Here is a 14,645-nt window from a genome sequence, read left to right as displayed (position 1 = left end):
GAAACGCAATAATCGAAAAAAATCACCTGCTGAATGTGAGGAGAACCAAGATGGCAGATGGCGCATATGACGATCGCGACGGCAAGATCTGGCTGGATGGCCAGATGGTAGACTGGCGGGCGGCCAATGTGCACGTTCTGACCCACGGCCTTCACTATGCCAGTTCAGTCTTCGAAGGCGAGCGGTGCTACAACGGCAAGATCTTCTTGTCGCGCAAGCACTCCGAGCGGTTGCATTTCTCGGCCCGCGAACTGGATTTCGAGATCCCCTATACCGTCGATGAGATCGAAGCCGCCAAGATCGCGGTACTGGCCGCCAACGGCCTGACGGACGCCTATGTGCGCGCGGTTGCGTGGCGTGGGGCGGGGCCGGACATGGGTGTCGCCTCTGCGCGCAACCCGGTCCGACTGGCCATCGCAGCCTGGTCCTGGGGTAACTATTACGGCGACGCCAAGATGAAGGGCGCCAAGCTGGACATCTCGCGCTGGAAGCGCCCCTCGCCAGAGACGATCCCGGTGCACGCCAAGGCCGCCGGTCTCTACATGATCTGCACCACGTCGAAACACGCGGCAGAGGCCAAAGGCTGTTCCGATGCGCTGTTCATGGATTATCGCGGCTATGTGGCCGAGGCGACAGGCGCCAACATCTTTTTCGTGAAAGATGGCGAAGTGCATACGCCCAAACCCGACTGCTTCCTCAACGGGTTGACCCGCCAGACCGTGATCGGGATGCTGGAAGGAAAGCAGATCAAGGTGCATGAGCGTCATATCATGCCCGAAGAGATGGAAGGCTTTGAGCAATGCTGGCTGACCGGCACTGCGGCCGAAGTCACGCCAGTGGGCCAGATTGGCGACTTCAACTTTGAGGTCGGCGCATTGACCCGCGAGATTTCTGAAGACTACGAAAAGCTGGTCCGCAGCTGAACGTCCATTCGCCGGATCGAGGTTTCTCAGCGGCAGGGCCTGTGGCCCTGCCGCTTTGCGTTTGAACGAACTTGTCGCTACCGACACGGAGCTGACCCAGGACGCTCCGGCATTGGGTCATGACGCTGATATGCTCAAAGGCTGCGATAGCGCCTCTAGGCCTCTCCAGATGCCTGATGGGTGTGTGGAACTCGGGCCAATCATATCCGCCGCGCGCCGGACCACGCAGTAGCCTGAATGGACCACACCCTGTGTCGATGCGTGGGCAGAACAACTCGGACAACCCGAAAAGCGCCTCCGAGTTGGCGTAGGCAGCATCGGCGGTGAAGCCAGCCGTTTGCACCGTCATTCGCCGAATTTCCGATGTGGCGCGTTGATCCCGCCCGTGCCCAGACATCCGTGGCTTGGTGCTTTATGCGGATACCCAATCAAAGCATCGACCGCAGCATCGAGGTATTGTTCTGGATAACAGCGTTCAGATCCATAACCCGCGCAAGCCGCTGTTCGATCTCTTCCTGGCAACTGTCCAACTGCTCGACGATCCCGGTCAGCCCTGTCCCGGATTCGGACAGGCTGGCGCTTTCGATCTTGCACATCATGCGCGTTGAACTCAGCCCGGTGACAAATCGTTTCATGTCCAAAACACTGAGCGAAAACCGCCGCGCCTCACGCTCGACGGACGACAGATTGTCAGCCGCCTGCTGCATGAAACGCTTTTCATGTCCTGCCAGCACGGCAATTTCGTGCGCGACGTCCACATCATCTGGATAGGCATCATCCGTGGCGCCAAAGGCAGTAATCATCTCTCGTTCAGTTGCCGATGCAAAGGTCAGGAACTGCCCCATCAGCACGGCATTGCGGATCTTGGCAAAAACGCAGTCCTCCCCTTCGACGAAGGTTTTGACCCAGGTTGTCATTTCCTCCAGCATCTGACTGTAGTTGACTGAGATCGCACTGATCGGGCCACCGGCGTTTTCCAGCCGCGACGCAATGATACGCATGTTCATCGGAACCGTACGGATTGCTTTGAACGCTTCGGTCATCCTGTCAGCCTCATCCCAGACATCGGAAATCGCCTGCGTCATGTCGATGAACCGTTTCAACCGTGGATCAAGGGTACAGCCCATTTGGCGCGACCGGGCTTCGAATTCAGTCGCTAGCGCGTGGCTCTGAAAGGCGTCATAGCAGGTGAACCCCTTATTGCGGACCCAGGCGCATAGGTCCTCGGCGGACTCCGCCGGGCTGGCACCGCCCTTTTCACGCTCCAGCATTTCAGCATAGAATTCCTGAACCTCGGCACACAGGGGAGAGATTGGCTTGATCCTGGTCGAGATATAGCCATCCTCTGTCGGCGCGAAGAGAGCGAAGACCCAGTAGTACCGCCCGCAAGATCGACGGTTCTTGACGTAGGCTCCGGTCGGTTGGCCCGTTTTGAGTCGTTCCCAGACGAAATGAAATACCCCACGCGGCATGTCAGGGTGGCGGATCAGCTTGTGCGGAGCGCCTATGATGCGGTCCCAATCATGCCCGGCGACGCGATAGAACACCTGGTTGCAGGCCTGAATGACCCCGCGCTTGTCGGTGCGCGAATAAATCGCCTCTGACAGAAGGAATTTCACCTCAGAATTGGACAACCTAGACGGAAATGCGGGATCGAGTTCGGACATGCGACGTCTCCTGTTTGGAGGCGACATTAGGTCCAAATCTCTTTGCAAACCCTAAACGCAAAAGCGCGACACCGAGGTGCCGCGCCCGAATTTGCGATAAAAGCGAAAGTTAGCCCGGGCTGAGCCCGCGCATTCTCTCCGACCGCCGCCGCAACAGCTCGACCGTGGTCAGCAATGCGATCGAAATGATAACCAGAATCGTCGCCACGGCCAAGATGGTCGGGCTGATCTGTTCGCGAAGACCGGTGAACATCTGCCACGGCAGTGTTTGTTGTCGAGCAGAGCCGACAAAGATCACCACCACCACCTCATCGAAGGACGTGATGAAGGCGAACAAGCCGCCCGAAATCACCCCCGGCAGGATCAACGGCATCTGCACCCGAAAGAATGTAGTGACTGGATCGGCCCCCATGTTGGCCGCCGCCCGCGTCAACGAACGATCGAAACCAACCAGTGTCGCCGTCACGGTAATGATAACAAACGGGATACCAAGGGCGGCATGGGCCAGAACCACGCCCAGCAGCGTGCCCTGCAATCCAATCCGCGAATAGAAGAAATACATCCCCGCCGCTGAGATGATCAGTGGCACAATCATCGGCGAGATCAGGATCGCCATGATCGCGCGGCGGAACGGCACATGCTCACCCGACAGGCCGATCGCCGCCAGCGTTCCAAAGCTGACCGAGAGGATCGTCGCCAGCGGCGCAATGATCAACGAATTGCGCAGTGCCTGTTGCCATTCCGACGAGGTAAAGAAATCACGGTAGTGTTTGAGGCTATAGCCCGCAGGGTCAAACCGCAGCATTTCCGGCGTGAAGGTAAAGAAATCCTGCGCGTTAAAGGATAGTGGCATCACCACAAGGATCGGCGTGATCAGAAAGACAAAGATCGCTCCGCACAGCACCCGGAACCCGTAGTGCCAGAGCACCTGACCAGAGGTCAGATAGGGCGGCAGCGGCACCCGGTAGCGCCCCATGCCCACCCAATAGATGAACCAGCCGAAGAACCACCCGAACAGCCCGCCAACCACCAGTCCTGGCAGACCACCCAGCAGGAATCCAGCGACGGCCATGGCCGCAATCAATGCCCATTTGGCCGCTTTCTCAAGACCCGGATCCAGCGCTTCGAGCAGGACAAAGGCAATCGCGGCCAGAATGACAAATCCAATCAGCAAACCAAGCAGGACAGACCCGTTGGCCGCGCCGACAAAGACCCCGGCAAAGGCCCCAGAGGCCCCCGCCACCGGAGCCACGAACTGGATCGGCCGCTTTACGGCTTGTGTCTCGACAGCCATCGGTCAGCTCCCCTGTTTCTTTTGCGCGGGCCTGGGCCGCGCGGAATCAATGTCAGTGGCCAGACGCATGATGCGCGACCGCGTGCCGGACCGGAGATGAAGCCTTGTCAAAATGATCATGTTCAGCCCCCCAGCTTGACGTTATCGATGCCCACGATCCGGTCGTAAGCCCAATAGAGGATCAAAACTGCCGCCAGCAGAATCGACCCTAGCGCCGCCGCAAGACCCCAGTTGAGGCTGGACGAGATGTGATAGGCGATCCGGTTCGAAATGAACGTCCCCGTGTTCCCGCCAACGATTTCGGGCGTGATGTAGTAGCCGATGGCAAGGATGAAGACGAGGATCGACCCCGCGCCAATGCCCGGCACCGACTGCGGGAAATAAACCCGCCAGAACGACGTCCAGTTGGTGGCGCCAAGGCTCTTGGCCGCGCGCACATAATAGGGCGGGATCGTCGACATCACCGAATACATCGGCAGGATCATGAACGGCAACAGGATGTGCGTCATCGCAATGATCGTACCCAGTTGGTTATTGATCATGACCAGTCGCGCATCGTCCCCGACCATTCCGATCCAGACCAACACGTCGTTGATCACACCTTGCTGTTGCAGCATCACTTTCCATGCACTGGTCCGCACCAAAAGTGAGGTCCAGAACGGCAGCAACACTAGGATCATCAACAGGTTGGCCGTCCGCATCGGCAGGTTTGCCAGCAGATAGGCCACGGGATAGGCCAGCATGATGCAACTGAATGTGATCACCATAGACATGAACATCGTGCGCTTGAACAGCAGGCCGTAGATCCGCTGATTTTCATCACGCAGGGCCATACCTTCGGGCGTCTTTTGCATGTCGATCGCGTTCAGGAAATAACCTGCGGTATAGGCTGTGCTGTATGCCTTGACGGTTTGCCACAGATCGACGTCCAGCCAATCCTCGTCGATCGCCTCGAACCCGTCCTTGATCGTGACGGTTTCAAACTCTGCGGTGTCGACCAATGCGTCGGCGGCCTTGACCATCTCGGCACGCGGGCCCGAGTAGGTCGAAAAGTCACCGGCGCGCAGGTCTTCATAAAGGCGGGTGTGAACAATGCTCCACGGCTCTTCGTCGAGCAGGCTGTTTTCCTCTTCCACGATCTGGAAATCGGCAAAAACCTGATAAATCGCGGCTGTCCGAGGCAACAGATCTGCCACACCATCGCGCAACTCGAAGGGGGGCAAGGGCTGCCCCTCTTCCCAGCCTTGCATGGATGTCAGCCAGTCGGGCGACCCCATCAACTCGGCCCAAGGTGTACCTTCGTCCCAATTGGGATTAAGATCTTCGAACTGGTCCTGATACACCTCACCGATGTCATCCAGACCGCGGCCGGTCTTGCGGAACAATGAGGAGCTACCTGTCTTTTCATAGTTCAGGCGCGACCCCACACGCGTATGCAGCTTTCTCTCGGCGGCAACAAAAAGATCCGTGTAGACCGCGTCGAAAACCGCGTTGTCCGGCAGTTCCCCGGTTGCGGAATCCCAATCCTTTAGCGCCTCAGCGGTCAACGGCATGGTGCCATGCACCGTGCCCTGCTGGCTGTCATCGACCGAACGAAACAGCATGTCCGCGATTGGTGCGATAAACGTGATCAGAACAAACAACAGCAAGGGCGCTATCAGCGCCAACGCCCGCAATTTTTGTGCCCTCAGGGCCTTGGCAAGGCTCCGCTTGAGAGGCGTGCCGTCGGCGGCCAACATCGGGCCGGATGTTTCTTGGGTGGTGTCGGTCACGCGGCGCCCTCCACGAGGATGATGGTGCCTTCGGAATTGTCGCGCCGGATCGCGGCGACCTCCTGATAGGCCGGGTCATGATAGGCCGCGCGGGCGGCCTGAAAACTGGGGTAGGCAATCACCACATGGCGTCCGCCCATGTCACCTTCGAGCACCTCGGACCGGCCACCGCGCACGATATAGCGCGCGCCATATCCACGCATGATCGGGGTGTTCCCGTCGACATAGGGGCGGTAGGCATCCGGATCACGGACCGCGACATGGGCAACCAGATAGCCTAACGGCGCGTCACCGGACGGCCCAGGCAGATCTTCGTCGTTGCCTTCTGCCACAAGGATGGAGCTTGTGGCTGAACAGTGACGGAGCTTGGCGACTTCCTGATACTCGGGGTCGTGGTATGCGGCAATCGCCGCGTCATAACTGTCGAATTCAAAGACGATGTGACGATCTTCGGCACGCCCTTCGACCACTTCGGCCTGTCCGCCGCGGACCAGAAAACGTCCACCAAGCCCCAAAAGGATCGGCGTGTCCTTCGCGACGTAGTCTTTGTACGTCTCGGGATCGTTCACGGTGATATGGCCGATGATATAGCCTTTTGGCATGTCACGTCCCTGTCTTTTTGTTTTGGTCCGTGGCGGGCGTGTCACCCGCCACAAACAGTCGTGTCCGGCATGGCGGGGAACCCCCGCCACACCAATGGCCTTATTGTGCCAGCCACGCCTGGAACTTGGCGTCCAGATCGTCGCGGTAATCAGCCCACCAGTTGTAGTTGTTCACAAAGGTGTTCGTCGCGTTGTTGGGATCGGTCGGCATGTGCGGCGCCATTTCGATACCAAGATCGGCGTGGGTTGACACCAGCGGAGCCGAGCTTTCGCGGGCCGGACCGTACGAGATGTACTTGGCCTGATCCGCCAGACGCTGCGTGTCTGTTGCGAAGTGCAGGAAGTCCATCACGCGGGCCAGACGGTCCTCGGGCAGACCCTCGGGGACTACCCATCCGTCAAGGTCGAACATCTGCCATTCCCAAGCCATGCCGATCGGCTGGTCTTGCTCGACAATCGCCGAGAACAGGCGACCGTTGTAGGCTGACGCCATGAAGACTTCGCCGTCCGCCAGCAGCTGGATCGGCTCTGCCGAAGACGACCACCAGATGGTTTCGTCCTTGATCGTCTCCAGCTTGGCCAACGCGCGCGACTGACCTTCTTCGGTCTCAAGCATGTCGTAGACGTCGCCGTACTCCACGCCGTCACACAGCAGTGCCCATTCCATGTTGGCGATCGGCTGCTTGTTCAAAGCGCGCTTGCCCGGATAGGTTTCCAGGTCGAACACGTCACATGCACCGGACGGCGCTTCGGCCCCTTCGGGCACCATGTCAGTGCGATAGCCAAACGTGGTCGAGAACACGATCTGCGGGATAAAGCAGTCGGAAACGATCATGTCGCCAAAGTCATCCGAGGCATCGACGCCGTCCGGCGACGCTGCCAGAACTTCATCATGGTCGACTTCCATCGCCAAACCTTCGTCACACAGACGGATGGCGTCGGCGGCTTCCACGTCGACCAGATCCCATGTGATGTTGCCAGCTTCGTTCATGGCGCGCAGCTTGGCCACCGCCTCGGACGAGCTTTCGTCCCAAGTGATGGACACGCCGTCCTTCATCGCCATGTAGGGCTCGGCATAGGCTTTCTGCTGCGAAGCCTGGTAGGCACCGCCCCAGCTGACCAGCGTCATGTCCATTGCCATGTCGGCATGGCTTTCGGCAAACGCGCCGGACGCAGCAACGGTCAGAGCCGAGGTCGCCAGCAGAGTCTTGGTGAGTTTCATGTTATACTCCCTTTGGTTACCCGAATTGTTTGGAGGGACGGGTTACGGGCTTGTACACCGCCCCCAGGTCGCGTCCCGCCGGCCTTGCCGGCCACAGGACGCGGCGTTTCGGATCACCCGGCGTCCAGCGCCCGGCAATCCTCGGGCAGCCAGCCGATCTCGATCTGGCTGCCAGGTTCCAGCCGCACCTGATCCGGTGCGTTGCGGGTCTTGATGACAAAATCATCCTTGCCCGCCACGCGCAGCCGGGTGCGAAAGATATCGCCCATGTAGATGAATTCCAGCACTTCAGCCTTCAAGGTGTGCACGCCGTCCTTCAGGCGGTCCTTGTTGAACTCCACCCTTTCGGGACGGATGGACACGCGAGTCCGCTCGCCCACCTTGCTGACGTTCACCGGGGTTGCGTCCAGCACCTCGCCGTCATCCAGTTGGACGACGCAGGTGTTACCGCTGATTTCCTTCACCACGCCTTCCAGCGTGTTGTTCTCACCGATAAACTGCGCGACGAAGCTATTCTGCGGCTTTTCGTACAGCTCATCCGGCGGGGCCAACTGCTGGATGCGGCCGTCGTTGAAGACGGCAACGCGATCCGACATGGTCAGTGCCTCTGTCTGGTCGTGGGTCACATAAACCACGGTGATCCCCAGCTGGTGCGCCAGATTGGTGATCTCGAACTGCATGTGCTCGCGCAGCTGTTTGTCCAGCGCGCCCAGCGGTTCGTCCATCAGAACCAGTTCCGGTTCAAACACCAGCGCACGGGCCAGCGCGATCCGCTGCTGTTGACCGCCCGACAACTGCGCGGGACGGCGGCCGCCAAAGGCCCCCATCTGCACCATATCCAGCGCGTGCTTGACCTTTTTCTCACGCTCGGATTTGCCCAGTTTCCGGACTTCCAGCGGGAAGGAAAGATTTTCTGCCACCGTCATGTGCGGGAAAAGCGCGTAATTCTGGAACACCATCCCGATGCCACGCTTGTGCGGTGGAATGTTGTTGATCGAAACGCCATCCAGCATGATATCGCCATGTGTTGCGGTCTCAAAACCCGCAAGCATCATCAGGCAAGTTGTCTTGCCCGACCCGGACGGCCCAAGCATGGTCAGGAACTCACCCTTCGGCATGCTCAGATTGAGATCTTTCACGACCAGCGTTTCGCCGTCATAGCTTTTTTGCACGCGCTCAAAGGCAACGAATGCGTCGCCACTTGCTCCATCGGCCACGTCAGACTCCCTGTCTGTTATGTCGCGGATTTTCCCGCTGTCTTGAAGCCAGACTAAAGCGCGTGATGGGAGGGGTTGCAAGTAAATCGCTGGTTTCTGCGCATCTGATGCGCAAATCCGGTCGGTCCGGTCAGAAAATCAGCACCATACAGGCCCTTTGGACTCTGATTTCCAAAGTTTCGGGACGACCGACCGGGCGTTTCGTCCTACTTTCCCAACGCCTCGGGTACGATCAGCCGGGTGCCAAGGGTGATCCGGGTCGCGATCTGGTTCAGATGGTTCGACCGAAAGGCCACGCAACCCTCAGTCGGGAATCCCGGTCGTCGCCAACGATGCAGGAAAATGGCAGATCCCCTCCCCCGTTCGGCCCGGGGCCAGTTCCAATCCGTGAGGATCACCAGATCATATAGCCGGTCTCCGCGCCGCAGTCTCTCATGGCTCCACGCATAAGGCGCACGCACCAAAAGGTTGTAATCTTCGTGCGTCGCATCATCCGACCACAGATCCGATGGACCGATCGGAACAGCCCAATCGGTGGGTCGTGCGATCCGGTCTGGCCGGTAAAGCATGCCGACAATTCGGTGCACGCCCGCAGGCGTCGCCCCGTCGCCTTCGCGCTTGTCGACGGTGACATCGCCTTTTCCGATCACGCAGGGCCAGCACCGACCCGCAAACCGCAGGCCCATCCGGGTCAGAACCATGTCGTTGACCGTCAGCACCCGGTCAGGCCGCCTCTGCCCGAGAGACCCGGCCCATAACCTCTGCTGCAATCTCAAACGACCGCAGCCGCGCCGTATGGTCGTGGATTTGGCCAGTGAGGATCACCTCATCGGGTTGATGACGCGCAATCAGGGCGCGCATCTGGCCCTCGACCTGCCCAGGATCGCCCACCGCGCTGATCCGCAGTGCCTCATCCAACGCAGGCATCGCACTGGCGGGCACCACCGTCGCCAGATCATCGACAGGTGCGGGCAACTTGCCCGGTTGCCCCGTGCGCAGCCGGTAAAAAGCCTGCTGCATGGTGGTCCGCAATCGCCGCGCCTCGGCCTCGGTGTCTGCCGCAAAGACGTTGACCGCCATCATCGCATGCGGTTTGTCCAGTGACTCCGAGGGCTTGAAATACCGGCGGTAAACCTCCAACGCCTGTTCCAACATGGCGGGCGCAAAATGAGAGGCAAAGGCATACGGCAGGCCCAGCATCGCCGCCACCTGCGCCCCGTGCAGCGATGACCCAAGTATCCACAAAGGCACTTGCGTTCCTTCCCCCGGCAACGCCCGTACAGGGCGGACCTCTTGTGGCGAACCCAGCAAATCGCGCAGTTCCGCAACCTCATTGTGAAACTGCTCTGACCGTTCAGGATGGACCCCAAGCGCGCGCATGACCGCATGATCACCGCCGGGCGCGCGGCCTAGTCCAAGGTCAATCCTGTCAGGATATAGCGTAGCAAGCGTGCCAAACGCCTCCGCCACCGCTAGCGGAGCGTGATTGGGCAGCATGATGCCCCCTGCCCCGACTCGCATCCGAGAGGTCAGACCGGCCACATGACCAATCAGAACCGCCGTCGCCGCCGAGGCAATGCCCGGCATGTTGTGATGTTCGGCCATCCAATAGCGATGATAGCCCCAGTCCTCGGCGTGGCGAGCAAGGTCGCCGGTATTGCGCAGGGCGTCAGCGATAGCGAAGCCTTCGGGGACGGGCGACAGGTCGAGCAGGGAATAGTGCATGGGGAAGGCTCCTTTGACCGCAAAGCTATGCACGGATCGCAAGGGAACAAGCCCCCGCCGCCATCATAGCAGATGCCCGGATTTCGCGGCCTTTACCGCAAGGTAGCGGCTGTTGAACGGCGTCTCACCCACCTTCAGAGGCACGCGGTCTGCCACGGCGATGCCGCAGCTCTCCATCATTTGCATTTTGGCGGGGTTGTTCGTCATCAAACGGACAGAGGAAAACCCCAATTGTTCAAGAATCTGCGCACCCAAACGAAAGTCTCTTTCGTCGTCCTCAAACCCCAGCCGGTGATTGGCCTCGACCGTGTCGAACCCCTGATCCTGCAAGGCATAGGCGCGCATCTTGTTGGCCAGACCGATCCCGCGCCCTTCCTGTTGCAGGTACAGCAGCACGCCCGCCCCCTCCTGCCCCATCTGTGCCAGTGCCGCATTCAATTGCGGACCGCAGTCGCATTTCAGCGACCCCAGCAGGTCGCCGGTAAAACAGGCCGAATGCAGTCGCGCCAGCACCGGCCTGGCCCGGTCGGGGCGACCAATCTCTATGGCGTAATGCTCCTCGGATCCGTCCTTGGGTCGGTAGATGTGCAGCCGCGCATTCTCTGCCGCACGCAGCGGCACACGGGCAGACACGACGTGATCTAGCTCAGGCAACGCGTCGAGCAGCGGCGCGGCCTCTGCCGCATTGATCAACAACAGCCCCTCCGTCGTCACCTTATCCGCCGAAACCCCAACCACCAATGCAGCAGGCAACAGGCGCGCGCCTTTGCACAGTTGTAGCGCCAGTCGGTGCAGCACGGCCGATCCACCGCGCCGCGTCTGCAGTGGCCCCTTCATGGGGTTCGCCAGATCGTCCGCCGGGTCTGCCAGATCCTGAACCCAAGACAACTGTGCCTCTTCGGGAACCACCACGCGCGCGACGCCATCGTTATAGGCGCGCGCCTTGAGTGTCGCCGCCCTGCGCCCGGTCAGCGCCAGATCCAGCGGTCCCAGCGCGCGCAACTCATACAGCCGCGCCTCTGACAGTGTCTCGGCAGAGGCAACCAGCACCGTCTGACCGCCACCCGTCAGCCCGACAGGTACGCCCATCCGCAGATCCGCCCGCGCCCGGGCAAGTGTTTCATTCAGGTCAGGCCTCAGTCCCACCTGTGCCTCCTTCGGCTGGCCAACTTCCCGACATTCTGTAACATTTCGCCCTCACGCACACGAGGCCGTGAACCGCTTGCAGCAAAGGTTGCCGGAGGCGCACTCTGGTCACAAATGGCAGGAAACGCAACACGGAGACCCGAGCCCATGGCGCAACTGCGAAACATCCTGCTGGTCGATGACGAAGAAGACCTGCGCGAGGCACTGGCCGAGCAGTTGATCATGACCGAAGACTTTGAAGTTTTCGAGGCTGACAGCGGCGCCACCGCCATGTCGCGCGTCAAGGAACAGATCTACGATCTGATCATTCTGGACGTCGGCCTGCCTGACACCGACGGGCGAGAACTGTGCCGCCTGATGCGCAAGCAGGGGGTCAAATCGCCGATCCTGATGCTGACCGGCCACGACAGCGATTCCGACACCATTCTGGGTCTGGACGCGGGGGCCAACGATTATGTCACCAAACCCTTCAAGTTTCCCGTCCTTCTGGCCCGCATCCGCGCCCAACTGCGCCAGCACGAACAGTCCGAGGATGCGGTATTCACCGTCGGCCCGTACACCTTCAAACCGGCGATGAAGATGCTGGTTACCGAAGAAGATCGTAAAATTCGCCTGACGGAGAAGGAAACCAATATCCTCAAATTCCTCTACCGATCGACCGAAGGCGTGGTGCCGCGCGATACCCTGCTGCATGAAGTCTGGGGCTACAACGCCGGGGTAACAACGCACACGCTGGAAACCCACATCTACCGCTTGCGCCAGAAGATAGAGCCGGATCCCTCGAACGCCCGCCTGCTGGTCACCGAATCTGGCGGCTATCGATTGGTGAGCTGAAGGTAGGGTGTGCTTAGGTCGAATTGTGTCGATCAAAGTTCCCGGAGTAATGTAGGCTGTGTCCGGTTTTGACGTGGGTCAAAATCATAGGCTTTGGTCATCTTTAGATCGAACCCATCAGTTCCCGTTGCATGTGCGGGTTTTCACATGCACCTCCCTGTTGGACTTGGCCGGGCCTAGTGCCCGGCCTTTTTTTGTCCGCCGCTAATGTAAGCGTCGCCTGCCGCGCTGTCCTTATCGCTGGCCTCTCGCAGGGTATCGCGCAGGCCCAACACATCGTCACGCAATCTGATTGCCTGTTCCATCGACAACCCGGTCCGGTCCAGAAAGCAGCGTGACACTTCAACGCTATGCGCCTGCAGTGCCCGCCCTGTCTTTGTCAACGCGATCCTCACCTGCCGCTCATCCGCCGGGTCCCGGCGCCGGGTCAGCATGCCCTTCGCCTCCAGCCGTTTGACCAAGGGCGTCAGCGTGTTGGACGCCAGTTGCATTTGCGTCGCCAGAGCACCCAGCGTTTGATCATCCTCGGCCCACAGTGCCGCCAGCACCAGATACTGCGGATAGGTCAGCCCCAGCGGATCAAGCAGCGGCTTGTAGGCCTGTTGCATCGCATGTCCGGCTGAGTACAGCGCAAAACACAGCATGTCCGAGGGAGAAAGAGTATTTGTCATATGAAATGAATAAATCGCGCACGATATAATCGCAAGCGTTGACAACGCTTGGGCGGGACCACTTATATCGTGAAGGATACAATCTCACACGAAAGGAGCATTTCATGAGCGTGGATGCAAAATACTGGACCGAAGCCTGGGCCACCGGCGGTGGCCGCAACGGCACCGCCGGCCTTGCCTCGGGGATGCTGACCGTGACCATGACCAGCCCCACCGAACTGGGTGGTTCTGGCAAAGGCCATAACCCCGAAGAGCTGTTCGCCACCGGCTATGCCGCCTGCTACCTCGGCGCGATGCGCTTTGCCGCGCAAAACGAGAACCTAGGTGATGTCCCAGACGACGCTCGCGTTACCGCCAATGTGGGCATTGGCCCGCGCGATGACGGCGGCTTTGGCCTCAAGGTCAAACTGATTGTCGCGCTGCCCGGCGTTGACCGTGATGTGGCAGAAAAGATCGTCGAGCGCGGCCATTTCATTTGCCCCTATTCGAACGCAACACAAGGCAACATCTCGGTCGAAACCGAACTGCTGTGATGGCGTGGCGCGGGGGGCTCAGGCTCCTCGCGCCTCGATGAACTGGCGGACCGCCTCCTGCACATGGCGAAAGCGGTCGCCTCCCAGATGTTTGCCACCGTACCATCGCGTCACCACGACAATGGTGTCGCGCAGATCCTCGCGTTCCAACATTCGCAGGATCACCATGCCCGCGCCACTTTCACCGTCGTCGTTTTTCAACGGCCCGTCTGTCGTCAGGCAGGCCCATGTGTTGTGCGTGGCTTTGGCAAATTTTTTGCGCCGCTTCAGTTCTTTCAGGAAAAGCGCCGCCTCTTCGGGCGTGTGGCAAGGGCCGCCAGACACCGCATAGCGTGACCCCCGGTCGCTTATAATATTCTCCAGGACCTGCATGTCCCCGCCCTAGGACCCCGGGACGCCATATGCAAGACCTGCGCCCGTGCGGCGCTAGCAAGGCACACCGTTTGCCGGACAGGCCGTTGCCCCTCACAACGCTCACCGATCCGTCCGGACATGGGATGGTGCGGCCGCCGTGGACCCGGACCGCCCGCGCCGATCCGGCTGCTGCTTGAAATGGCGAAAGCGCGAAACCCTGCGGGGCCAAGACCCCTGCGCCTCCCCAAAAGGGAACCCGCGGCTTTGGTCTCCACCCGATCTTAACATCAGAAAATTTCATCTAAACCATAATTCTTATTCGTTTTCCTTGTTTTATAAAAACTTGTATTCCAATCCGCACAGGGAGGAGGCCGGGCCGGACTGCCTTGACGGGACAATCCCCCCCGACACGAGGCCCGGCCAACTGACCCTGAGCCGCCCACAGAAAAGGAGCGACCATGAAACTGATGATCTCGCACGGTCTGACCGCAACTGCCGCCGCCCTGAGCCTGTCCCTGCTGGGGGGCTGTTCCGCTGAACGCGCTTTCGACAACACGGTCGATGCCTCGCTTTTTGTCGGCAAGACCGCTGTAAAGGCCACCGCCGGAGCAACAAAGCTGGCGGTCAAGGGCACCCGCTCTGTGGTTCGCGGCGCGAACGACGACCTGTAATCCCCCGATCAGAC

At 59.9% G+C, this 14,645-nt stretch carries 15 protein-coding genes; 4 read left to right on the top strand and 11 right to left on the bottom strand.

Going from position 1 to position 14,645, the window contains the following annotated elements:
* The first annotated feature begins 50 nt into the window (after positions 1 to 50).
* Positions 51 to 923, top strand: coding sequence for a branched-chain amino acid aminotransferase (locus ANTHELSMS3_RS10280; RefSeq protein WP_094034785.1), 873 nt, complete (start codon positions 51 to 53; stop codon positions 921 to 923).
* A 428-nt stretch (positions 924 to 1,351) separates the two neighbouring features.
* Here ANTHELSMS3_RS10280 and ANTHELSMS3_RS10275 read toward each other — a convergent pair whose 3' ends face one another.
* The 9 genes from ANTHELSMS3_RS10275 to ribA form a co-directional block, all read right to left on the bottom strand.
* Positions 1,352 to 2,590, bottom strand: coding sequence for a PAS domain-containing protein (locus tag ANTHELSMS3_RS10275; RefSeq protein WP_094034784.1), 1,239 nt, complete (start codon positions 2,588 to 2,590; stop codon positions 1,352 to 1,354).
* A 109-nt stretch (positions 2,591 to 2,699) separates the two neighbouring features.
* The gene (locus ANTHELSMS3_RS10270) at positions 2,700 to 3,884 is read right to left on the bottom strand and encodes an ABC transporter permease (protein ID WP_094034783.1); all 1,185 of its coding nucleotides are present in this window, start codon (positions 3,882 to 3,884) and stop codon (positions 2,700 to 2,702) included.
* A 122-nt stretch (positions 3,885 to 4,006) separates the two neighbouring features.
* The gene (locus tag ANTHELSMS3_RS10265) at positions 4,007 to 5,623 is read right to left on the bottom strand and encodes an ABC transporter permease (protein ID WP_198319944.1); all 1,617 of its coding nucleotides are present in this window, start codon (positions 5,621 to 5,623) and stop codon (positions 4,007 to 4,009) included.
* A gap of 29 nt (positions 5,624 to 5,652) precedes the next feature.
* Complete coding sequence (locus tag ANTHELSMS3_RS26460; protein WP_368074434.1) at positions 5,653 to 6,258, bottom strand: DUF1330 domain-containing protein; 606 nt, start codon at positions 6,256 to 6,258, stop codon at positions 5,653 to 5,655.
* Positions 6,259 to 6,358: 100 nt separating this feature from the next.
* Complete coding sequence (locus tag ANTHELSMS3_RS10250; protein WP_094034781.1) at positions 6,359 to 7,480, bottom strand: extracellular solute-binding protein; 1,122 nt, start codon at positions 7,478 to 7,480, stop codon at positions 6,359 to 6,361.
* A 113-nt stretch (positions 7,481 to 7,593) separates the two neighbouring features.
* Positions 7,594 to 8,697, bottom strand: coding sequence for an ABC transporter ATP-binding protein (locus ANTHELSMS3_RS10245; protein ID WP_094034780.1), 1,104 nt, complete (start codon positions 8,695 to 8,697; stop codon positions 7,594 to 7,596).
* A gap of 206 nt (positions 8,698 to 8,903) precedes the next feature.
* Positions 8,904 to 9,413: a L,D-transpeptidase family protein gene (locus ANTHELSMS3_RS10240; protein WP_094037046.1), complete on the bottom strand. Its 510-nt coding sequence runs from the start codon at positions 9,411 to 9,413 to the stop codon at positions 8,904 to 8,906.
* Between the two features lie 7 nt (positions 9,414 to 9,420).
* The gene (locus ANTHELSMS3_RS10235; RefSeq protein WP_094034779.1) at positions 9,421 to 10,422 is read right to left on the bottom strand and encodes an LLM class flavin-dependent oxidoreductase; all 1,002 of its coding nucleotides are present in this window, start codon (positions 10,420 to 10,422) and stop codon (positions 9,421 to 9,423) included.
* A gap of 63 nt (positions 10,423 to 10,485) precedes the next feature.
* Entirely contained in the window at positions 10,486 to 11,568 is a 1,083-nt protein-coding gene (gene ribA, locus ANTHELSMS3_RS10230) for a GTP cyclohydrolase II (RefSeq protein WP_094034778.1), read from the bottom strand.
* Positions 11,569 to 11,715: 147 nt separating this feature from the next.
* Here ribA and ANTHELSMS3_RS10225 point away from each other — a divergent pair, with 147 nt between their 5' ends.
* Positions 11,716 to 12,402 carry a response regulator transcription factor gene (locus tag ANTHELSMS3_RS10225; protein ID WP_094034777.1) on the top strand — a complete coding sequence of 229 codons (687 nt, stop codon included), beginning with the start codon at positions 11,716 to 11,718 and terminating at the stop codon, positions 12,400 to 12,402.
* 176 nt (positions 12,403 to 12,578) lie between these two features.
* Here ANTHELSMS3_RS10225 and ANTHELSMS3_RS10220 read toward each other — a convergent pair whose 3' ends face one another.
* Positions 12,579 to 13,010 (bottom strand): MarR family winged helix-turn-helix transcriptional regulator, encoded by a 432-nt coding sequence (locus ANTHELSMS3_RS10220; RefSeq protein WP_254694900.1) that lies wholly within the window; start codon positions 13,008 to 13,010, stop codon positions 12,579 to 12,581.
* 167 nt (positions 13,011 to 13,177) lie between these two features.
* Here ANTHELSMS3_RS10220 and ANTHELSMS3_RS10215 point away from each other — a divergent pair, with 167 nt between their 5' ends.
* Positions 13,178 to 13,606 (top strand): organic hydroperoxide resistance protein, encoded by a 429-nt coding sequence (locus ANTHELSMS3_RS10215; protein WP_094034775.1) that lies wholly within the window; start codon positions 13,178 to 13,180, stop codon positions 13,604 to 13,606.
* Between the two features lie 18 nt (positions 13,607 to 13,624).
* Here ANTHELSMS3_RS10215 and ANTHELSMS3_RS10210 read toward each other — a convergent pair whose 3' ends face one another.
* Positions 13,625 to 13,978 (bottom strand): YigZ family protein, encoded by a 354-nt coding sequence (locus tag ANTHELSMS3_RS10210; protein WP_094034774.1) that lies wholly within the window; start codon positions 13,976 to 13,978, stop codon positions 13,625 to 13,627.
* Between the two features lie 440 nt (positions 13,979 to 14,418).
* On the opposite strand from ANTHELSMS3_RS10210, the gene ANTHELSMS3_RS10205 reads away from it, so the two are divergent.
* Complete coding sequence (locus ANTHELSMS3_RS10205) at positions 14,419 to 14,631, top strand: hypothetical protein (protein ID WP_254694899.1); 213 nt, start codon at positions 14,419 to 14,421, stop codon at positions 14,629 to 14,631.
* Positions 14,632 to 14,645: the final 14 nt, after the last annotated feature.

The organism is Antarctobacter heliothermus (assembly GCF_002237555.1).
Classification (GTDB): Bacteria; Pseudomonadota; Alphaproteobacteria; order Rhodobacterales; family Rhodobacteraceae; genus Antarctobacter; species Antarctobacter heliothermus_B.
The sequence above is the reverse complement of the archived record's forward strand: the minus strand, read 5'-3'. Positions and strand labels throughout refer to the sequence as shown.